This is a genomic window from Bacteroides sp. 1001136B_160425_E2, from assembly GCF_015559655.1.
GTDB lineage: Bacteria > Bacteroidota > Bacteroidia > Bacteroidales > Bacteroidaceae > Bacteroides > Bacteroides luhongzhouii.
In genome coordinates this window covers 279,623-303,912 of the sequence record NZ_JADMQH010000001.1, presented here as the reverse complement: position 1 = coordinate 303,912, position 24,290 = coordinate 279,623, and the positions used below count along the sequence as shown (strand labels likewise).

The 24,290-nt window shown below is 41.4% G+C and carries 11 protein-coding genes; all 11 read left to right on the top strand.

All coding sequences use genetic code 11. From position 1 onward, the window contains the following. Positions 1 to 239: 239 nt before the first annotated feature. The 11 genes from I2I04_RS01060 (at position 240) to I2I04_RS01010 (ending at position 24,262) form a co-directional block, all read left to right on the top strand. Positions 240 to 1,838: a glycoside hydrolase 43 family protein gene (locus I2I04_RS01060; protein ID WP_143256930.1), complete on the top strand. Its 1,599-nt coding sequence runs from the start codon at positions 240 to 242 to the stop codon at positions 1,836 to 1,838. 96 nt (positions 1,839 to 1,934) lie between these two features. Beyond that, the gene (gene xyl3A / locus I2I04_RS01055; RefSeq protein WP_195654075.1) at positions 1,935 to 4,520 is read left to right on the top strand and encodes a xylan 1,4-beta-xylosidase; all 2,586 of its coding nucleotides are present in this window, start codon (positions 1,935 to 1,937) and stop codon (positions 4,518 to 4,520) included. A gap of 431 nt (positions 4,521 to 4,951) precedes the next feature. Next, positions 4,952 to 6,679, top strand: a complete 1,728-nt coding sequence (locus I2I04_RS01050) for a glycoside hydrolase family 43 protein (RefSeq protein WP_195654074.1) — start codon at positions 4,952 to 4,954, stop codon at positions 6,677 to 6,679. Positions 6,680 to 6,704: 25 nt separating this feature from the next. Further along, positions 6,705 to 9,149, top strand: a complete 2,445-nt coding sequence (locus tag I2I04_RS01045; protein WP_195472237.1) for a TIM-barrel domain-containing protein — start codon at positions 6,705 to 6,707, stop codon at positions 9,147 to 9,149. A 20-nt stretch (positions 9,150 to 9,169) separates the two neighbouring features. Continuing rightward, positions 9,170 to 11,146 (top strand): glycoside hydrolase family 97 protein, encoded by a 1,977-nt coding sequence (locus I2I04_RS01040; protein WP_195654073.1) that lies wholly within the window; start codon positions 9,170 to 9,172, stop codon positions 11,144 to 11,146. Between the two features lie 19 nt (positions 11,147 to 11,165). Further along, positions 11,166 to 12,497, top strand: coding sequence for a glycoside hydrolase family 43 protein (locus I2I04_RS01035; protein ID WP_195654072.1), 1,332 nt, complete (start codon positions 11,166 to 11,168; stop codon positions 12,495 to 12,497). A 216-nt stretch (positions 12,498 to 12,713) separates the two neighbouring features. After that, complete coding sequence (locus tag I2I04_RS01030; RefSeq protein WP_195654071.1) at positions 12,714 to 14,447, top strand: glycoside hydrolase family 43 protein; 1,734 nt, start codon at positions 12,714 to 12,716, stop codon at positions 14,445 to 14,447. 119 nt (positions 14,448 to 14,566) lie between these two features. Further along, a complete protein-coding gene (locus tag I2I04_RS01025) occupies positions 14,567 to 17,719 on the top strand; it encodes a SusC/RagA family TonB-linked outer membrane protein (RefSeq protein WP_195654070.1) in 3,153 nt (1,050 codons plus the stop codon). A gap of 16 nt (positions 17,720 to 17,735) precedes the next feature. Next, positions 17,736 to 19,607, top strand: coding sequence for a RagB/SusD family nutrient uptake outer membrane protein (locus I2I04_RS01020; RefSeq protein WP_195654069.1), 1,872 nt, complete (start codon positions 17,736 to 17,738; stop codon positions 19,605 to 19,607). Between the two features lie 32 nt (positions 19,608 to 19,639). Further along, positions 19,640 to 22,459: a SusC/RagA family TonB-linked outer membrane protein gene (locus I2I04_RS01015; RefSeq protein ID WP_195654068.1), complete on the top strand. Its 2,820-nt coding sequence runs from the start codon at positions 19,640 to 19,642 to the stop codon at positions 22,457 to 22,459. A gap of 27 nt (positions 22,460 to 22,486) precedes the next feature. Beyond that, complete coding sequence (locus I2I04_RS01010) at positions 22,487 to 24,262, top strand: RagB/SusD family nutrient uptake outer membrane protein (protein ID WP_195654067.1); 1,776 nt, start codon at positions 22,487 to 22,489, stop codon at positions 24,260 to 24,262. Positions 24,263 to 24,290: the final 28 nt, after the last annotated feature.

Sequence of the window (24,290 nt, the reverse complement as noted above, 5' to 3'; positions counted from 1 at the left end):
TGAGAGGAGGCTGAATACAGTCTCCTCTCTTTGGGAGATAGGGTGATGTAACATGAGTAAATATAGATGTAACATTCTTCATTCGATATGTAGCATCACAAAGAAATCATGTAGCATACTTTGGGCAATATATCTGTTTGCATTTTCTATTTTTGTGATGTGGAAGATAACAAGGAACATTTTAAATAATTAGTTTTCAAATAATAGATAATGTAGCCAGTTAATAAAAAACGATGATTATGCTGAAAACAAAAATCAACACTATTTTACTGTGTACTCTTTTTACATTGTTCTTCCCGCTATCAGCCGGAGCACAATACCGTAATCCTATTCTTTATGCTGACGTGCCCGATATGTCGGTGTGTCGCGCAGGTGATTACTTTTACATGGTTTCCACTACTATGCACCTGATGCCGGGAGCGCCTATCATGCGTTCGCCGGACATGAAACATTGGGAAACTATCAGCTACGTATTTCCTCGCATTGACGATGGCCCCCGTTATGATCTGCTCGAAGGCACTGCTTACGGGCAAGGACAATGGGCATCATCTATCCGCTATCATGACGGTAAATTCTATGTATGGTTTACAGCCAATGGCGCGCCCGGACGTGGGTTTGTCTATACTGCGACAGATCCGGCCGGTCCCTGGAAACTTCTTTCTCGTCCCCCGCATTTTCATGACGGTTCGCTTCTGTTTGATGATGACGGGCGGGTGTATCTCTTTCACAGTACAGGACAGCTTACGGAGTTGAAACCCGATTTGACCGATGTACTTCCCGGTGGCATCAATCAGCAAATATTTGAACGGGATGCTGACGAACAAGGTCTGTTGGAAGGTAGTTCCGTCATCAAGCATAATGGGAAATATTATTTGCTGATGATTTCTATGGATTGGAGTATTCCCGGCCGTCTGCGTCGTGAAGTGTGCTATCGTGCCGATAAGATAACCGGACCTTACGAAAAGCGTGTCATTCTTGAAACGGAGTTTGACGGGCATGGCGGTGTTGGTCAGGGATGCATCGTAGACGGGAAAAACGGTGAATGGTACGGACTCATTTTCCAAGATCGTGGTGGCGTAGGGCGTGTGCCGTGTCTCATGCCTTGTACATGGACGGAAGATGGTTGGCCTATGCTGGGAGACAAGGACGGGCACATTCCGAATGATACCACTTTATCGTATATGTCAATGGATGGTATCTGCGGTTCGGATGATTTTTCCGCTTCCGGGCTTTCCCTCTATTGGCAGTGGAATCATAACCCCGTCGATCAGGCATGGAGTCTTACCGACCGTCCCGGATTTCTGCGTTTGAAAACCTCTCGTGTGGTAGATAACCTGTTTGTTGCTCCCAATACGTTGACCCAACGTATGGTAGGACCGAAATGCATGGGCACTGTCAGTCTCTCTCTGGGGGGGATGAAAGATGGTGACCGTGCAGGATTATCGGCTTTTAATGGTGACAGCGGTGTGCTTACGATTGAAAAGAACGGAAATAAACTGTCTCTTGTGATGAGTGAACAGAAAAGTGTGTTTGAGAAAACGAAGCGTGCCATTAGCCGTGTGGATATGACCGAACAAGCCCGTATACCTCTTAACAAAGAGCTTGTCTACTTGCGTGTGGAAGGTGACTTTACCAATGGACGGGATGAGGCTCGTTTTTCTTATAGTCTTGATGGGAAAACATGGCTACCTGTCGGTCTGCCTATTAAGATGAAATTTGACTACACCCGTATGTTCATGGGCAGTAAGTTTGCCATATTTAACTATGCTACACGTTCCGTGGGCGGTTATGTGGATGTGGACTCTTTTGATTATTCGTTCTGTGATGCGTCAATGTAACACACAAATATGTATTTGTAACCAATAAAACATTGTTTTATTAGGAAATAGGCTATTTTTGTTTCCAAATTAATCATAACTAATAAGTATAATATTATGAAAAGAGGTTGGATACCGATTATGGGTGTTTGTTTGGTGTTATCGTTTTCGGCATGTAAGCAATTGCTGCCTTACCAGGACACTTCTTTAACGGCGGAACAACGGGCGGAGGATTTGTTGCCCCGGTTGACTTTGGAAGAAAAAGTATCAATCATGCAAAATGCGTCACCTGCTATCCCTCGACTGGGAATTAAAGAATATGAGTGGTGGAATGAGGCGTTGCACGGTGTGGGACGTGCCGGATTGGCTACTGTTTTTCCCCAGTCTATCGGTATGGGAGCTTCTTTTAATGATTCATTATTATATGAAGTGTTCAATGCCACTTCCGATGAGGCTCGCGTAAAATCGCGTATTTTCGGTGAAAGTGGCGTGCTGAAACGCTATCAGGGATTAACATTCTGGACACCGAATGTCAATATATTCCGTGACCCTCGTTGGGGACGTGGTCAAGAAACATATGGGGAAGACCCTTATCTGACAGGACAAATGGGAATGGCTGTAGTCCGTGGCTTGCAAGGACCGGAAGATGCCGGATATGATAAGCTGCACGCATGTGCCAAGCACTTTGCCGTTCATTCAGGACCGGAGTGGAACCGGCATAGTTTTGATGCGGAGAATATAGATCCCCGGGATTTATGGGAAACCTATCTGCCTGCTTTTAAAGATTTGGTACAGAAAGCGCATGTAAAGGAAGTGATGTGTGCCTACAATCGTTTTGAGGGAGAGCCTTGTTGTGGCAGTAATCGCCTGTTGATGCAAATATTGCGGGATGAATGGGGATACAAAGGCATTGTAGTCTCTGACTGTGGAGCGATTTCCGATTTCTATAGACCGGGAACGCATGGGACTCACCCGGACAAGGAACACGCTTCGGCCGCTGCTGTGCGGGCAGGCACAGACCTTGAATGTGGAGGTGAATATGCTTCACTGGCGGATGCTGTAAAAGCCGGTTTGATTGACGAAAAAGAAATAGATATTTCATTGAAACGTTTGTTGACAGCACGTTTTGAACTGGGAGAAATGGACGACCAACCGGCTTGGTCGGAAATTCCAGCCTCTGTGTTGAATAGTAAGGAACATCAGGCATTGGCTTTGCGTATGGCCCGTGAATCATTGGTGCTCTTGCAGAATAAAAACAACATCCTGCCTCTGAATACCAATCTGAAAGTAGCCATTATGGGACCTAATGCCAATGACTCCGTGATGCAGTGGGGAAATTATAACGGTATTCCGGCACATACGGTTACCTTATTGGAAGCTGTCCGTGCCAAACTACCGGAAGGACAAATCATATACGAACCGGGTTGTGACCGTGTGGACGGAAAGACACTCCAAAGCCTGTTTGATGAATGTAGCATAAATGGTAAACCCGGTTTCTTGGCAGAATATTGGAATAATCGTGATCGTGAAGGGGAAGTGGCTGCTACCGATCAGATTTCCACTCCGTTCCATTTTGCGACAACAGGGGCTACTACATTTGCGCCCGGTGTGGAAATTACTAATTTCTCGGCTCGTTATGAATCTGTCTTTCGTCCTTCGCAGTCCGGTGATGTTGCTTTCCGTTTCCAACTGGATGGTGAAGTGACTCTTATTATAAATGGTGAGCAAGTGGCCCAGAAAATATATGTTAAGAATCCGACGAACCTCTATACGTTACAGGCGAAAGCTGGAAAAGAGTATCATATCGAGATTTTATTCAAACAACGGAATGAAAGGGCTACACTTGATTTTGATCTGGGCAAAGAGGTCGGGATCGACTTGAACCTTGCAGTGAAGAAAGTAATGGATGCTGATGTAATTCTTTTTGCAGGTGGAATTTCTCCAAGTCTGGAAGGTGAGGAAATGCCGGTAGAAGTTCCCGGATTTAAGGGTGGTGACCGTACGGATATTGAACTTCCGGACGTTCAACGTGATTTGTTGAAAGCTTTGAAGAAGGCTGGTAAAAAGGTTGTCTTTATCAATTATTCCGGTTCAGCTATCGGACTAGTGCCCGAAACGACTACTTGTGAAGCGATTCTGCAGGCATGGTATCCGGGACAGGCGGGTGGTACAGCTATCGTTGATGCTCTTTGGGGAGAGTATAATCCCGGTGGACGCCTGCCGGTCACTTTCTATAAGGATGTGAATCAATTGCCGGACTTTGAAGACTATTCCATGAAGGGGCGTACCTATCGATATATGCAACAGCAACCACTTTTCCCATTCGGTCACGGGTTGAGTTATACTACGTTTACTTATGGTGAGGCTGATCTAAGTAAGAATACGATTGGAAATGGAGAAACTGTTATGTTGACTGTTCCGGTGAGTAATGTAGGGCAGCGAGACGGGGATGAAGTGGTTCAGGTTTATCTGCGATCTCCGGCAGATAAAGACGGTCCCCGTTATACCTTGCGTGCTTTCAAGCGTGTCCACATTCCTGCCGGGCAAACTAAATCAGTAACCATTCCTCTTACACATGAGAGTTTCGAATGGTTTGATGAGGCGACTAATACCATGCATCCGATGGCAGGTACTTATGAATTACTGTATGGAGGAACTTCTGATAGAAATAAGTTGAAAACGATTGTAATGAACGTACAGTAATACCGCTTTGGAATTTTGTTTATTTTTACAGATAGACAATCCGGATTTATTTATTGAATGAATAAAGAAAGAACGACCTTGTTCCTTTAAAAGGAACGGGTCGTTTCTTTTAAACCAAGCCCCCGTTTCTTTTAAACCAACGGGGGCTTTCTTTTAAAGGAAAATGAATATTTGCTAATGCTTGATATTCAATCTTTTACATGATGGAGATAAAAGTGCTGAAATAATAGGTAATGTAGTCATTTATCTTACCATTTTTCTGTTTTGGGGCTTTTTGTTACATCAGAAAAGAATCATGTTACATGTCTGTGATAAATGTAACCTGTATATAGATGCCTGTATCATGATTGTACATATATGATAAAACCGAATCGATACATTTGCAAACACTACTATGGAACAGAAAATTATAGAAAATAAAAAGTGATAATATGAGAACATTAAGATTGATTTTGTCGGGCTGGCAATCCGTGGGGCTTGTCGTATTTATTATGTTGTTTTTTAATATGGAGATGAGTGGCAAGGGTAAAATAACGAAAAATGCTCCTGTCTTTACACAATTTATTTATCAGGGGGAGGATGCTATTTATCAAAACAATCCTTTAAAGCCGGGTGAGTTCTATAATCCTATTTTGCAGGGTTGCTATCCCGATCCGAGTATAACACGGAAAGGGAATGATTATTATTTGGTGTGCTCATCTTTTGCCATGTTTCCCGGGGTACCTATTTTCCATTCTAATGATCTGGTCAACTGGAAACAAATCGGTCATGTGCTGGACAGAACGTCACAATTAAAGGTTGAAGATTGTGGTATTAGTGCAGGGGTATATGCTCCTGCTATAAGATATAATCCCAATAATGATACGTTTTATATGATAACGACTCAATTTTCCGGTGGCTTTGGAAATATGGTGGTAAAGACAAAGAATCCGGAGAATGGCTGGAGTGATCCGATCAAACTTCAATTTGAAGGTATTGATCCTTCTCTTTTCTTTGATGATAATGGCAAGGCATACGTGGTACATAATGATGCTCCTGCTAAAGCAAACGAGCGTTACTCGGGACACCGTGTCATAAAAATATGGGATTATGATGTGGAGAATGATAAAGTGGTTCCGGGAACGGACCGGATCATAGTAAACGGTGGCGTCAATATAGAAGAAAAGCCGATATGGATTGAAGCTCCTCATATCTATAAGAAAGATGGACGTTATTATTTAATGTGTGCCGAAGGAGGAACCGGAGGCTGGCATAGCGAAGTCATTTTTGTAAGTGATCATCCGAAAGGACCTTATTTTCCGGCAAATAATAATCCTATTTTAACTCAACGTTATTTTCCTGCAAACCGAGCGAATAAAGTAGACTGGGCTGGTCATGCAGACTTAGTGGAGGGACCCGACGGAAAATATTATGGTGTATTTTTAGGAATACGCCCCAATGAGAAGAACAGAGTGAATACCGGACGCGAAACCTTTATTCTTCCGGTGGACTGGAGCGGAACATTTCCCGTTTTCGAGAATGGGCTTATCCCTATGAAACCTACATTGAAGATGCCTTCGGGAGTAGAGAACCAAACAGGGAAAAACGGTTATTTGCCTAGTGGCAACTTTGTCTTTAAGGATGATTTCTCCGATAAGACATTAGACTTTAGATGGATCGGTCTTAGAGGTCCTCGTGAAGATTTCGTTGATATGACCGATAAAGGGTTGCGGATCATCCCTTTTACCTCAAATATCAATGAAGTGAAACCTACTTCTACCTTGTTCTACCGTCAGCAGCATAATCAATTTACAGCGGCAGCGACCATGGAGTACAAACCGAAAAATGAGAAAGATTTTGCCGGTATAACATGTTATCAGAATGAAAGATATCACTATGTCTTCGGTATTACTAAAAAGGGAAAAGACTATTATCTGATACTGCAAAGAACTGAAAAAGGTCAAACAAGTGTTCTAGGAGAGGTAAAGATAGAGGTAGAGAGACCTGTGACACTGCAAGTAACAGCCAATGGAGATCATTATCGTTTTAATTATTCGACTGATGGAAAGAGTTTTATAAATTTAGGAGGAACCGTTTCCGGTGATATTCTTTCTACAAACGTAGCAGAGGGATTTACAGGAGCAATGATTGGCTTGTATGCAACATCAGCTGGTAATTAATTAGAAACCTTGTCATTCTATAATTATGAAAATACATCATCTATTTTGGGGCATATGTTTATGCTTCAACACAAATATTTTATTCGCACAAAACTATCAGAAAACATCGTCCGGTATCAAGACTACTGTGAATGCAGTGGATATAGAAGTACAATTCTTTGCGCCTGCTGTGGCGAGAGTAATAAAGTCTCCGGAAGGTGTTGCCTATGAAAAACAGAGTCTTTCTGTAATTGCCAAACCTGAAAAGATGAGTTTCAAAGCTGACATACAAGATAATAAGATTGTATTGAACACTAGTGAACTACGTGTCAGTGTGGACGCCGGGACGGGAGTTGTTTCTTTTTTCTCAAAGGATGGCAAGGCGCTATTGACAGAGAAATCCGATGTGCAGTTTATCGATTTCGATGATGCAGGGACAAAAACTTATCAGGTTTATCAACCTTTTGTATTAGATAAGGAGGAAGCCATCTATGGTTTGGGGCAATTGCAAAATGGAAAGATGATTCAGCGGAACATGACTAAAAATCTGATACAGGGAAATGTTGAAGATGTGTCACCTTTCTTCCAGTCTACTAAAGGATATGGTGTGTTTTGGGATAACTATTCGCCGACTCTTTTTACAGATAACGAAACTGAAACATCTTTCCGCTCTGAAGTAGGTGACTGTGTGGACTATTATTTCATGTATGGGAAGAATGCCGATGGTGTAATAGCACAGGTACGCAGCTTGACCGGACAAGCACCGATGTTTCCTTTATGGACTTATGGTTACTGGCAAAGTAAAGAAAGATATAAGAGCCAGGAGGAAGTGGTAGACGTTGTTCGTAAATATCGTGAATTGGGTATTCCCTTGGATGGCATTATTCAGGACTGGCAATATTGGGGGCATAACTATTTGTGGAATGCGATGGATTTTCAGAATCCGACTTTCAATAATCCTCAAAAGATGATGGAGGATGTTCATGCGATGAACGCACACATGGCTATATCTATCTGGTCGTCATTCGGACCGATGACCAAACCTTATAGAGAATTGGACAAAAAAGGGATGTTGTTTAGCTTCACTACCTGGCCGCAATCGGGATTGGAGTCATGGCCCCCCAACATGGAATATCCTTCCGGTGTAAGGGTGTATGATGCTTACAATCCCGAAGCGCGTGATATTTATTGGAAATATCTGAATGATGGAATTTTCAAGTTGGGAATGGATGCCTGGTGGATGGACTCTACCGAACCCGATCATTTGGACTGGAAGCCGGAGGATATGGATACCAAAACCTATCTGGGCTCGTTCCGTAAGGTGCGTAATGCTTATCCGTTGATGACTGTCGGAGGGGTTTACGACCATCAGCGTGCAGTGACTTCGGACAAACGTGTGTTTATTTTAACCCGTTCGGGATTCTTGGGGCAACAACGTTATGGTGCAAATGTATGGAGTGGTGATGTCGCTTCCACCTGGGAGAGTTTTAGAAATCAGATTCCTGCCGGATTAAACTTCTCTTTGTGTGGTATGCCTCATTGGAACAGTGATATTGGTGGCTTTTTTGCAGGACACTATAATAAAAGCTGGAATGATGATAGTGCTTCGAAAAATCCATTGTATCAGGAGCTTTATGTGCGTTGGTTGCAGTTTGGAACGTTCAATCCGATGATGCGTTCGCACGGGACGGATGTTTATAGGGAAATCTATAAGTTCGGAAAGAAGGGTGAGCCTGTATATGATGCTATCGAGAAGATGATAGGTTTACGTTACTCTCTGTTGCCTTATATTTATTCTACTTCTTGGGAGGTGAGCAATCGCCAATCGAGTTTTATGCGCGCTTTGATGATGGATTTTGTAGATGACAGAAAGGTGTGGGATATCAATGACGAATATATGTTTGGAAAATCGATCCTTGTGGCTCCGATTGCTCATGCACAATATACACCGGAAGCTGTGGTAAAAGTCTCCGAAGAAGAAGGATGGAACAGAGATGGAGCGAAAAAAACAAAAACTGACGCTGCTGTGGATTTCATGGAAACGAAATCTACTAAAATATACTTACCGGCAGGAACGCTATGGTATGACTTCTGGACGAACGAGAAACATGAAGGCGGAAAGGAAATTACTAAAGAAACGACACTTGATGTTATTCCATTGTATGTAAAAGCGGGTAGTATTATTCCTGTCGGTCCACAAGTTCAGTATGCAACTGAAAAACCGTGGGATCATCTTGAATTGAAGGTGTATGCGGGTGCGAATGGAAACTTCATTTTATATGAAGATGAATTTGATAATTACAATTACGAAAAAGGAGCTTATACGGAAATTCCAATCTCTTGGAATAATGCATCTCGTAAATTGAGGATAGGGGCAAGAAAAGGTGCGTATGAGGGAATGTTGAAGAACCGTAAGTTTACTGTAACTCTTCAGGACGGGACTCAAAAAAACGTCGATTATAATGGGAAAGCGATTTCTGTAAAGTTTTGATTGTAATAGAATGTGTGATTATGTCAGTAGAAAAGAATCTAAAAAGTAGAAATATGATGAAGTTTTTTATAGTAATGGCTATGCTATTGGGTAGTAGCGTTGCAAGTGCAGAAAATAAACAGATAACAAGTCCTGATGGAAAGTTGGTAGTAACAGTCGCAGATATGGATGGAAGACCCTCTTATTCTGTTAGTTATGACAATGTTCTCTTTTTGAAGCCATCTCCATTAGGGATTATAGCAAATATAGGAGATTTTTCATCGGGGATGTCGCTAGAGAAAAATGTTTCAACAAATAAAATAGATGAAACATACGAGTTGGCTTCTATTAAGCAGAGCAAGGTTCGTTATGTGGCAAATGAAGCTGTATTTTCGTTTACACAACAAGGGAAAACAATTTATGATGTTATATTCCGCATAAGTAATAACGATGTTGCTTTTAAATATAAGATGTATCCGCAAGGTGAGACACTAAGTTGCGTGGTTAAGCAAGAAGTCACAGGATTTGCATTTCCTGACGGAACCACCACTTTCCTTTGTCCGCAAAGTAAACCGATGGGAGGATTTGCCCGTACTTCTCCAAGTTATGAGACGTCTTATACGGCAGATGATGTCGCAGGGAAAAATGGCTGGGGAGAAGGATATACATTTCCCTGTTTGTTCCGTAATGGAGATAACGGTTGGGCGCTTGTTTCCGAAACGGGAGTAAATGGCGGATATTGTGCGAGCCGTCTGTTGGGACAAGAAGTAGGGACATATACCATTGGATTTCCGCAAGAAGGTGAAGCAAATGGGAATGGTACGGTTTCTCCGGGGATAGCATTACCGGGCGAGACGCCTTGGCGTACTATTACTGTGGGCAAGACTTTGGCTCCAATAGTGGAGACAACGGTTCCTTTTGATGTTGTAAAACCGCTTTATCCTGCAAAAGGAGAGTATACGTATGGCAGGGGTTCATGGAGCTGGATTATCGGTATGGATGGAAGTACTAATTACAAAGAGCAACTCCGGTATATTGATTTCTCGGCAGCAATGGGGTATCAGTCTGTGTTGGTGGATGCCTTGTGGGATAAACAAATAGGACGTGATAAAATTGAAGAATTGGCTAAATATGGGAAGGACAAAGGGGTAGCTCTTTATTTGTGGTATAATTCGAATGGGTATTGGAATGATGCTCCGCAAACTCCGAGAGGTATTATGGATAATGCGATAGCCAGACGTAAGGAGATGAAATGGATGCAAAGCATTGGTATCCGTGGAATAAAAGTTGACTTTTTCGGAGGTGACAAGCAAATGACCATGCAGTTGTATGAGGATATCTTGTCGGATGCAAATGAGTACGGTCTTTTAGTTATTTTCCATGGATGTACTTTGCCTCGTGGCTGGGAACGTATGTATCCTAACTTCGCATCGAGTGAGGCTGTATTGGCTAGTGAAAATCTTCATTTTTCTCAAGGCAGTTGTGATCATGAGGCTTTTAATGCCACCTTGCATCCGTTTATCCGTAACACTGTGGGTAGCATGGATTTTGGAGGTAGTGCATTGAACAAATATTATAATGCGGATAATGCTCCACGGGGAAGCCGGCGGGTGACATCAGATGTCTACGCACTGGCTACGGCGGTTCTATTTCAGAGTCCGGTACAGCATTTTGCTTTGGCACCGAATAACCTGACCGATGCTCCGTCGTGGGCTATTGATTTTATGAAAGAGGTTCCAACGACTTGGGACGAGGTACGTTTCATTGACGGTTATCCTGGTAAATACGTTATTCTTGCCCGTCGTCATGGCGACAAATGGTATATTGCCGGAGTAAATGCGCAGAAGGAAACACTGAAACTTAAAGTTAATTTGCCGATGTTCTCCAATGGAGAAAAGGTGAGACTATTTAGTGATGATAAGGCATTGCAGGGTAGCGTAAAACAAATAGGAATAGGAAAGAAACAAGAATTGCAACTATCTATTCCTTGCAATGGTGGAGTATTAATAACCAAATAACTGTTTAAACTGATAGAATATGAAAAACTTGAATTTTGGGGGTGTATTACTCCTGTTGGCGATGACTGCCGCCACTTCAGGAGTGGCACAAAATCCTATTATCCAGACAAAATATACCGCTGATCCGGCTCCGATGGTATATAATGATACCGTTTTCCTTTATACAACTCATGATGAGGATGATGCCGAAGGATTCAAAATGTTGGACTGGTTACTTTATACTTCCACCGATATGGTCAATTGGACCGATCATGGAGCGGTCGCTTCTCTGAAGAGTTTTGATTGGGTGAAACGTGATAACGGTGCCTGGGCAGAACAAGTCATCGAACGTAATGGCAAATTTTATATGTATTGTCCGATTCACGGTAATGGTATTGGCGTATTGGTTTCCGACTCTCCTTACGGTCCTTTTAAAGACCCATTGAACAAACCGTTGGTTTGGCAGAAGGAGCATTGGTACGACATTGACCCGACCGTATTTATTGATGATGACGGACAAGCGTATATGTATTGGGGCAATCCGAATGTTTATTATGTGAAACTGAATGAGGATATGATTTCATATTCGGGGGAAATTGTACAAGTAGAAAATAAACCGGAACATTATCAGGAAGGTCCGTGGGTGTATAAACGGAACGGGCATTATTACATGGCTTTCGCTTCAACTTGTTGCCCGGAAGGGATTGGCTATGCCATGAGCGACAAAGCTACCGGACCATGGAGTACAAAAGGATATATTATGCGTCCAACAGAGCGGAGTAGAGGAAATCATCCTGGAATTATCGATTATAAAGGTAGCTCTTATGTATTTGGCCTAAATTATGATTTGCTTCATTTGGAAACATTGGATCATAAGGAACGTCGTTCCACGTCTGTTGCAAAAATGCATTATAATCCGGATGGAACTATTCAGGAAGTTCCTTATTGGCAGGAGACGAAACTGGAACAGATTGAAAACTTTAATCCTTACCGTAGAGTGGAAGCTGAAACGATGGCTTGGGGATATGGTCTTAAAGCTGAAAATCATAAGAATGGTGGTTTGTATATAACCGATATCGATAATAATGAATATCTGTGTGTGCGTGGTGTCGACTTTGGCAAGAAGGGAGCAAAGAAATTCAGTGTAAGCGCAGCTTGTGTTGAAAAAGGCGGAATGATAGAAATCCGTCTGGACAGCACAGAAGGTCCGGTAATAGGCAGTGTCAGTATATCACCGACAGGAGGACTGGATATATATAAACAGATGTCATGCCGGATAAAGAATGCAAAGGGTGTACATGATCTTTATTTCTGCTTTAAAGGAGAGAAAGGAAACAAACTTTTCAATCTGGATTATTGGGGATTTGAATAGCTTTTTATAAAAAAAAGTAAGATTGTAATATGTTGATAATCAGTGTGATTGTTTGGGTGCGCTACAAGAGGAAAGATAGATGTAACATTGAAAATGAAGATGTTATTTGGGAAAAGAAGCCCGTAACATAATTATGTCTGTAGTTTTATGAGCTGGCATATCTTTGCAGGAAAGAACAGTAATTCATATTTGATTATAAAGAAAATAAGAAGTATTATGAAGAATACACAGGTTATACAATCAATGTCAATCGTTTGGCTCTCCATATTTATGTTGGGGATAGCAATGATGTCATGTAACTCAAAGAAAGAACAACAATTACCGACTATTGGAAAATCTGTGGCTCTCTTTGATTATTTTTCTTATAAAGGAAATGATGATTTTTATATTTCCAATCCTCTATCAGGTGAAGATTATTTTTATAATCCTATTTTGCCGGGATGGTATTCCGATCCTAGTGTTTGCACAAATGGAGAAGGTGATTATTTCCTGGTAACATCTACATTCACTTATTTTCCCGGTGTTCCTATTTTTCACAGCAAGGACTTGGTGAATTGGAAACAGATAGGGCATGTGTTGAATCGTGCTTCGCAATTAGTGAAGATGGAAGGACAGAAAGTGAGTGGCGGTATTTTTGCTCCGGCTATTTCCTATAATCCGCATAATAAGACCTACTATATGGTGACTACCAATGTGGGAGCCGGGAATTTCTTTGTTAAGACACAAGATCCGTTTGGTGAATGGTCAGAGCCTGTCATGTTGCCGGAAGTCGGAGGAATTGATCCTTCTTTCTTTTTTGATGAAGATGGTAAGGCATATATTGTTAATAATGATGAGGCTCCGGATAATAAGCCTGAATATAGTGGGCATCGTACCATACGTATACAAGAGTTTGATGTGAAGACGGATAAGACGATCGGTCCCCGTAAAATTCTAGTAAACAAAGGAGCTCAACCGGCAGACAAACCAATTTGGATAGAAGGCCCTCATTTATATAAGATAAATGGAAAGTATTTCTTGATGTCCGCCGAAGGTGGAACGGGGAACTGGCATTCGGAAGTGATTTTCCGTGGTGATTCTCCGATGGGTAAATTTCTTCCATGGGAAAATAATCCGATTCTGACGCAAAGACATTTAAATTCTGATCGTCCGAATTCGGTAACTTGTGCTGGTCATGCAGACTTGATTCAAACAAAAGAGGGAGATTGGTGGGCTGTTTTTCTGGCTTGTCGCCCTATCAATAATCAGTTTGAGAATTTGGGACGTGAAACATTTATGATGCCGGTGAAATGGAGTGAAGACGGGTTCCCGTACATGACACAAGGCGATGATTTAGTACCTATGATTATAAGACGTGAAGGGGTGAAACGAGATACGACAGTTACTTATGGTAATTTCGAGTTAATAGAGAACTTTGATTCTCCTATACTCGACATGACTTGGATGACTTTGAGAACTTCTGCATTCGATTTATATTCATTGACGGAAACGCCCGGATATCTGACCTTGAAGTGTGCAGATATTAGCGCTACGGAAAAGAAAACTCCGGCATTTGTCTGCCGTCGGTTACAACATCATAAATTTGAATGTGCTACCCGTATGTTGTTCAATCCTTCTAACGATAAGGAAACAGCCGGAATGCTGTTGTTTAAAGATGAGACGCATCAATATTTCTTTTGCTTGAATAAAGTGGGTGAGAATAAAAATATTTCTCTGAAACAAATTGGTGAAAAGGAACAGACATTGGCTTCTGATGAAATAATAACAGATACGAATGAAATTTATTTAAAATTGATTTCTCAAGGTATTGGTTATGATTTCTATTATTCTGTTGATGGCGAAAAAAGTTGGAAACTGCTTTGTAAAGATGTAGATTCCAGTTATCTCTCTACAGCAACGGCTGGTGGATTTACCGGTACTACAATTGGATTATACGCTACTTGCAAATAATTATTTTTTTTATATAAATCTAATACTAGCAACCATGGGCGATATTTATAATGATAGCTAATGCAATTAAAAAAGAATGATGATTAGAAAACAATGTAGTTAATTAACATCTTAAACTAATGGTAATGAAAAATGTAACGAAGAAAATTCAAAAAATTCCTTACCTGTTTCTCCTTATGTTGTTTAGTTTTGTAACAGCATCAGCACAGAAAGGGATAACGGTGAGGGGAACGGTTCTTGACAGTAATGGTGAGACAATCATTGGAGCCTCGGTAACTTTAAAAGGTAATAATTCAGTAGGTACGATCTCAGATATAGATGGCAATTTTGTGTTGACCGTGCCCAGTGAGAAGTCAGTTCTTATTGTTTCGTATGTAGGAATGAAACCACAGGAGGTAAAAGTGGTTTCTAAAGGTCTCATTAGAGTGACGTTGGAAGATGATACCAAACAACTGGAAGAAGTGGTGGTTGTAGGTTACGGACAACAGAAAAAAGCATCTGTGGTTGGTGCTATCACGCAGACAAGTGGCAAGACGTTGGAACGTGCCGGTGGTGTAACTAGTCTTGGTTCGGCACTGACAGGATCTTTGCCGGGAGTTATTACTTCTGCTTCTTCTGGTATGCCTGGTGCGGAAGATCCTCAGATTATCATTCGTACACAGAGCTCGTGGAATAATAGTGAGCCTTTGGTATTGGTGGATGGTATTGAACGTGAGATGAGTTCGGTAGATATCTCGTCTGTAGAGAATATTTCAGTGTTAAAAGACGCCTCAGCTACGGCTGTTTATGGTGTGAAGGGTGCCAATGGTGTAATTCTTATAACTACCAAACGTGGTAAGGAAGGAAAAGCTAGTGTGCAAATCAAAGCTAATGTAACAGCTAAGGTGGCATCCAAACTACCGGAGAAGTATGATGCATACGATACTTTTTATCTGTTGAATAACTCTATTGAACGCGAGGCTTGCCTTAATCCTAATGGCTGGAATGACTATACTCCGACTTCTATTATTGATAAGTATCGTCATCCTGCCAATGCGGAAGAATGGGATCGTTATCCTAATACTGATTGGGAGAAAGCACTGTTTAATAGTACAGCCATGTCTTACAATACTAGTGTCAATGTTTCCGGAGGTACAAAAATTGTCAGTTATTTTGCGGCGGCTGATTTTGTAAGCGAGGGTGACTTGTTTAAAGTATATGATAACCGTCGTGGCTACGATTATGGTTTTGGCTATAATCGTATTAATGTGCGTAGTAATTTGGATTTCCAACTGACCAAAACCACGAAGTTTTCTACCAATCTATTTGGATCGAATGCTCAGCGTACCGTACCATGGGACTATAATGACCAGGATGCAACTTTTTGGGCAGCAGCCTATAAAAGTGCACCTGATGCCATGCGTCCGATTTATTCTAACGGTATGTGGGGATGGTATCAACCTCGTGATGCCGATGTGCCTAACTCCGTATACAAACTGGCTGTAGCAGGATCGGAGAAACGTACGACTACAAAGATGACTTCCGATTTTATCCTTGAGCAAGATTTGCATATGCTTACCAAAGGGCTGAAATTCAAAGCTAATTTCTCAATGGACTATACATTCGTTGAAAATAAGCGTGGTGTTAATGATATGTATCATAATTCTCAGCGTATGTGGGTTAGACCTGATACTGGAGAAATTATTTTTGAACAGCCTGAACTTGGTACCGGTTTGGATGCTATTATCAATCCTATCTATTGGGAACATCAGGCTGGTAGCGTAAATACTGGTGCTACTTATCGTAAGCTCTATTATTCCATGCAAATGGATTATGCACGAACTTTCGGCAAACATGAAGTGACTGCTCTTGCGCTTTTCAGTCGTTTGAAAGAAGCGTCGGGCAGTGTGTTCCCTATTTATCGTGAAGATTGGGTGTTTCGTTTGACTTATAATTATGCTATGCGCTACTTCTTCGAAGCTAATGGTGCATATAATGGTTCAGAGAAGTTCGGTCCTGATCACCGTTTTGCTTTCTTCCCTTCTTTTTCGTTAGGGTGGATGATTAGCGAGGAAAAATTTCTTAAGAACAATCTGAAATTTCTCGATATGTTGAAGTTACGAGCTTCTTGGGGTAGAGTGGGAGATGATGCGGTGGTTAAGCCTTGGCAAAGATTTACAGATGGTCGTTTCTTATATAAAAATCAGTTGGATTATGGAGGTAACACACTGATGGGTAACATTAAGCCTGCCAATACTCCATATACTTACTACACTATCAGTCGACTGGGGAATCCTAATATCTCATGGGAAACTGTAGAAAAGAGAAATTTAGGTATTGATTATGCTTTTTTAGGAGGGGCGGTTGCCGGTTCGGTGGATATATTCAATGACACTCGTACTGATATTTTGGTGAAGGGAAGCGATAGAGCGATAGCTTCTTATTTTGGAACTGATGCTCCTTATGCTAATCTCGGTAAAGTGAGCAGTCATGGTTATGAGTTGGAATTGAGATTGAACCATACATTTAATAATGGTATTCGTGCTTGGCTCAATACTAGCATGACTCATGCTGTCAACAAAGTGAAATTCCGTGATGATGCACCTTTGAAACCTGATTATCAGAAAGGGGCGGGACACGCCATCAATCAGGTATATTCTTATATTGATCATGGTAATCTTGCTACATGGGATGACGTGATTGGAAGTCCGGTTTGGACAACGGGTAATGATGCAAAACTCCCTGGAGATTATAACATTGTCGATTTTAATGGCGACGGTGTAATTGATGCTGATGACCGTGCTCCCTATCAGTATTCTACGATGCCTCAGAATACTTACAATGCTTCAATCGGAGCTGAATGGAAGGGATTTAGCATTTTCGCACAGTTCTATGGAGTAAACAATGTGACTCGTGAGGTAAATTTCCCGACGTTCCGTAGCACTGCCCATGTAGCTTATGCTGAAGGTGATTATTGGACTCCCGATGGGACGGCTACTCTGCCCACACCGCGTTGGGGGACTACTATTGACCAAGCAGCATCAGGCACAAGATATTGGTACGACGGTTCTTATTTGCGTTTGAAAAACGTTGAATTGTCCTATACTTTCCAAAAATCAAATTGGTTGAAGAAGATGGGGATCAAAACCTGCCGTATATATCTGAACGGTGATAATCTTTATATGTGGACTAAAATGCCGGATGATCGTGAATCTAATACCGGATATAGTTCTTCTGATGGTGCTTATCCGACCATGCGCCGTTTCAATCTTGGTATCGACATTACTTTATAAATACTAAGTAAAGACTATGAATAAGTATATTAATAAAATATTCCTTACGTCGGTCATCACTTTGGCCGGTATGTTGGGAGCTACTTCTTGTACTGACTATTTGGACAAATCTCCATATAGTGACATTGAAGAAAATGATCCATATAAGAATTTCAAGAATTTCCAAGGATTTACCGAGGAACTCTATAACTGTATACCTGTTGTATCAAACAGTGAGTATCATACTAGTTTTAATTTTGGTGAGGAAGATTATTGGGAGCCACAGGAGCTTCGCCTCTTTGCCCGTAATATTGACTATGGTGATTTTTGGGGATGGACTACCTGTTATTATTCTTATCCTTCTTCTATACGTGGTGGAAAGGCTAATTCACAGGAACGCAGTGATAAGGGTAATCTGTGGAAACTTTGCTGGTATGGTATCCGTAAGGCTAACATTGGTATAGCTAATCTTGGTAATTTGGTAAGTGCTACAGAAGAAGAACGTAACCTTATTGAAGGACAACTTTATTTTTTTCGTGGATGGTTTCACTTTATGTTGATGGAATGGTGGGGTGGAATGCCTTATGTTGACCAAGTATTACCGCCGGATGTTGCTCCTGCATTATCCAGACTTACCTGGCAAGAGTGTGCTGAGAAATGTGTGGCTGATTTTGACCATGCTGTTCCTTTGCTTCCCGTTGACTGGGATCAAACGACAGCTGGTAGAGCTACTCTTGGTTTGAATGATACTCGTATTAATAAGATTATGGCCTTGGCCTATAAAGGGAAGACATTGCTTTGGGCGGGTAGTCCGCTAATGAACTGGGCTTCCGGAGGTGACAAAGAGTATGATGCGGAACGTTGTAAGCGTGCGGCTGAAGCTTTTGGCGAAGCTTTGAAGATTGTTGAGGATACTAAACGCTATGAATTAGCAGATATGGAAAATTATAACGACCTGTTTGTCGTATACAATTCCGGCGGTAAGCTTAACGGGGTGAAAGAAGCTATCTTCCGCGAAAATCTAGTGCAGTATGATGGTCGTTGGAACTATAACATGAATACGGACTTTCGTCCGCGTTCTCATATCAATGCTGGTATCAAATGTTATCCGACTGCTAATTATGTAAATTATTTTGGTATGGCTAATGGTTATCCTATCAAAGATATGACAAAAGCCGATGCAGAATCAGGATATGATCCTAAGTATCCTTGGAAAAATCGTGATCCGCGTTTTTATAAAGATATCATATTTGACGGTGAATGGTGTGGAGAAACTGGAAACGGACAGTATTGCCAGTTGTATACGAATGGAGCGGATAGTGAAGAGAAAGATCCACAAAAAGGGTGTTTTACAGGTTATATGAATAGTAAACTCTGTCTAAAAATAGTGAATAATGCTAACGTCAGAGGTGCTCACTACGCTGTTTTAAGTTTGATGCGTTTAGCGGATGTTTATCTGATGTACTCGGAGGCAACGGCTGTCGGTTATGGCTCTCCGCAAAGTAAAGCTTCTAGCTTCTATATGACGGCTGAAGATGCTATCAATGAGATTCGTGACCGTGCTGGTGTGGCTCACGTACTTGATCGATTTACAGGAAATACGACAGACTTTCTTGGTGAGATTCGCCGCGAACGTGCCGTAGAACTTGCTTTTGAAGGCTTCCGCTTTATGGATCTCCGTCGTTGGATGCTTCTTGATAAGAGTCCTTATACCTTGAAGACAAAGATTGAGTTTGACCGTGTACCTACCGCAAACTATAACAAAGAGCAACCGGAGGAGAATGAAATCATGAACTTGAAAGAAGTGGTACTAGTGGAGAGAAAGTATACCGACAGGCACTATTGGCTGCCATTACCCAAAGAAGATGTTTACTTGTATGAAGGCTTTGGTCAAAATCCGGGATGGTAATCATGACGTATTAACTAATAATGACGCGAAATATGAATAGAAAGTTTATATATATCGGCTGTACTGTTTTTGCCATGTCATTGCTTAGCATGACAGGTGTGCAGGCACAAGAGGAAAGCAAGGACAGCTTAGTGAATGTGGCTTTCGGCAAAGTTGCTCAGGAAGATTTGACTCATGCCATTTCTACTGTCAACACGTCAGAGCTGACAAAGAAGACCGCTAACAATAATAGCCTTGTGGGCCTTGAAAGTTTTGTCGGTGGTTACAATGGATCATCCCTTTGGGGACAAGGACCGTTGGTGCTGGTAGATGGTGTGCCTCGTAGTGCATCAAGTGTAAAGGCTTCGGAAGTGGAAAGTATATCCATGCTGAAAGATGCGGCAGCTGTGGTACTCTATGGTAGCCGTGCCGCGAAAGGAGTAATTCTTATCACTACCAAGCGAGGTAAAGATTCACCCATGCATATTGATGTTCGTGCCAATGTAGGGGTGAATGTCCCGAAGGCTTATCCTAAGTACTTGGATGCAGATTGTTATATGACCATGTACAATGAAGCTTGTCGTAATGACGGTATAGCAGAAAGGTATGATGCCGGTACTATTTATAACACAGCAATGGGTACTAATCCTTATCGTTATCCGGACATAGATTTTTATAGTTCAGATTATTTGAGAAAATTCTATACTAATTCTGATATTACGGGTGAAGTGTATGGAGGTAATGAAAAGACTCATTATTACTTGAACTTCGGTATGAATTATGCTAATAGCCTGTTGAAATACGGTGAGTCAAAGAAAGCTTATGATATGAGTTTCAATGTACGTGGTAATGTGGATATGGCACTGGCTTCATGGCTTAAAGCAACTACTAATGCTGCTATTATCTTTGACAATAGTTATCAAGGTCGTGGTGACTTTTGGGGAGCGGCTTCTACATTGCGCCCCAACTGGTTTGCGCCATTATTACCCATTGATATGATGGATCCTAATGTTGCATATATACAGGAATATATAACCAACAGCAATCATCTTATAGACGGTAAATATCTGTTAGGAGGTACTTCGGCAGACACGACAAACCCGTTTTCCGAATTGCTTGCTGCTGGATATACGAAGGAAAAAGCACGTAGATTTATGTTTGATGTGGCTGTGATGGCGGATCTTGGAGGCTTGTTAAAGGGCTTATCTTTCAAAACTGCTTATAGCGTAGATTACACTTCTTATTATTCAGAAGCTTATGCTGAAAAGTATGCTATTTATGAGCCTAAATGGTCTAATGTGAATGGTAAGGATATGATTATCGGACTTATCAAATTCAATGATGATACAAAATCAACTAACGAATATGTAGGTAAATCGACTTACGACCAGACCATGACTTTCAGTGCACAGTTTGATTATAACCGTACATTTAAGACATTCCATAATGTATCTGCGACCTTGTTGGGATGGGGATATCAGACACAAAGTTCGGCTGATGAAGGTCATGAGAGTAGTGATTATCATCGTACCAGCAACGTAAATCTGGGATTGCGTGCTTCTTATAATTACGATCATAAATATTATGCAGACTTTAGTGGTGCTTTGGTACATTCAGCCAAGCTGCCGGAAGGAAATCGCAACGCTTTTTCTCCATCGGTCACTTTGGGATGGAGACTTAGTAAAGAGAAGTTTATGGAAAGTGTAGGCTTTGTGGACGATCTGAAGATTACGGCTTCTTATGCCAAGTTGCATCAGGATCTTGATATTTCTGATTACTATATGTATAAGGGCTATTTTTCTGACAAAGGCGGTTGGTTTCAATGGTATGACGGAACGGTGGGTGGTAATACGACCGGTTCAAAACGAGGTGACAATCCGAATCTTGACTTTATCACTCGTGAGGAAGTTCGTGCAGGTATAGACGCCACTTTATTCAATAGACTGTTGAGAATTAATGCGAATTATTTTACTCAGAAGACTAGTGGACTTCTTACTCAAGGTGCTTCTACTATTTATCCTTCGTTTTTCGATTTAGGTACAGATCTTTCATTTTTACCTTGGATCAATTATAATGAAGACAAACGTACTGGTTTTGATTTTTCACTAAGTGCAAATAAAAAGATTGGTGATTTCGACGTGACTCTCGGGTTTAATGGAATGGTATTTTCTTCAAAAGCTTCTATTCGTGATGAAGTGGCGAATGAGTCTTATTTGTTGCGCCAGGGGCGTGCACTTGATGCAACTTATGGATATGTTTGCGAAGGTTTCTTTCAAGATCAGGCTGATATCGAGAAACATGCCAAGCAGACATTCGGTACAGTTCGTCCCGGTGACTTGAAGTATAAGGATATCAATGGCGATGGTGTAATCAATAGTGATGACCAGATTGATCTGGGTGCAGGCGGATGGTCTACATCACCATTTACTTTTGGTTTGAATCTGACATTGAAATACAAGAACTTTACTCTTTTTGCAATGGGATCGGGACAAACCGGTGCGGTGGCTTTTAAAAATAATTCTTATTACTGGAACAGAGGTACGAGCAAGTTCTCAGAAATCGTTATGGGACGTTGGACTGAAGAAACGAAAGAAACAGCTACTTATCCTCGTCTTTCTACCAGCAATGGTGATAATAACTTCCGTAATTCTACTTTCTGGATGTACAAGAATAATGTTTTCCGTTTGAGTAATGTGCAGCTTACTTATGATTTTCCTACAGATACTTTCAACGGAACTTTTATACGTGGGCTTAGCTTGTATTGTGGTGGAAGCAACTTACTTACAATTGCAAAAGAACGTGAGTATATGGAGATGAGTTTGGGGGCTCCCCAATACCGGAATTTCTATCTAGGCTTTAAGGCCGCATTCTAAATCTAACTAAAAAAGATAGTACATAATATGAAAAAGAAAATAATATTTTTGGTAGCTGCTGCCTTGATGCTGAATAGTTGCGATGACCTTTTCGAGCCGGCCATCGAGAACTTCAAGGATGTGGAGCAGATGTACGACGATGCTCAATATGCACAAGGCTTCCTGGTGAATGTGTACCGTTGCGTTCCGGGATACTATGATAATAGTGAATATGCAACAGATGATGCTGTCATTAATCAGAAGAACAATGCATTTCTCACGATGGCTACCGGTGGTTGGACTTCCCGGTTATGGACGCCTATCAATCAATGGACCAATTCGTTCAGTTCTATCCAGTATATCAATCTTTTCCTGGAAAATGTGGATAAGGTAAGGTGGTCGGATGATGCAGAGAAAGCACAATTGTTTGCTCGTCGTACCAAGGGGGAAGCTTATGGACTTCGCGGTATGTTTTTATACTATTTGCTTCGTGCACATGCTGGATTTGGAGAAAACGGAGAACTGCTCGGTGTACCTCGTTTGACAGAGTATCTTACTATAAACTCGGACCTTAATTTACCTCGTGCTTCGTTTGCTGATTGTGTACAGCAGATATATAGTGACTTGGAAAAAGCCGAAGAATTACTTCCTTGGGAGTATAATGATGTGAATGAGGTACCTGCCGATTTTCAGAGTATTACTCAGGATAAAGGTAAATATAATACTGTAATGGGAGAGAAGTCCCGTCAGTTATTCAATGGTCTGATTGCACGTGCTTATCGTGTTCGTACTGCTCTTTTGGCTGCTAGTCCGGCTTTTCAGGATGCCTCTAATCCTGCTTCATGGGCCGATGCTGCTAATGCGGCTGCCGCTGTACTCAACTACAATGGAGGATTGGGTGGATTGGATGATAAAGGAGTGGAATATTATTCAAAAGAAGTAGTAGAGAACTTGCAAAAAGGCATTAATCCTAAAGAGATTATTTGGCGTGAAAATGTTAGTAATAGTGAGGCTGCCAATTCACAGGAGGCAAATAACTTTCCGCCTTCTTTGAATGGTAGTGGCAATATGAATCCGTCACAAAACCTTGTTGATGCGTTCCCTATGGCTAATGGGTATCCTATCTCGGACATTGCTAACAGTAACTATAATAAGAATAATCCTTATAATGGACGTGATCCTCGTTTGGCAAAATATATTATCTATAACGGAAGTGTAGCTGGAGTAGGCGATGTACCTATATATACAGGGCGCAAATCGGGCACTGATGACGGTATAGATGTGAAAGAGCAGAGATCTACACGTACCGGTTATTATATGAAGAAAAGACTGCGTATGGATGTGAATCGTGCGCTCGGATCGGTTACGAATCAGCAGCATTATATTCCACGTATTCGTTATACAGAGATGTATTTGGCTTATGCTGAAGCGGCTAATGAAGCGTGGGGACCTAAAGGAGATAATGGAAATGGTTATTCGGCTTATGATGTAATCAAGGCTATTCGTAAGCGTGCCGGTATAGGCGGTACTTCTGATCCTTATCTGGAACAATGTGCGGGCGATAGAGACAAAATGGCTAATCTTATCCGTAATGAACGTCGTCTGGAACTCTGTTTTGAAGGTTTCCGTTTCTGGGATATACGTCGTTGGAAAGAAAACTTGAACGAGCCGGTACGTGGTATCGACTGGGACAGAGATGGGCATTCTTTTAATGAATTCGTTGTCGAAGAACGTAATTATGAAGATTACATGTATTATTGCCCGATTCCAAATTCTGAAATACTTAAGTTCAGCAACCTTGTACAAAATAGAGGGTGGAAATAATTATAGAATTATATTTAATTAAAAGTAC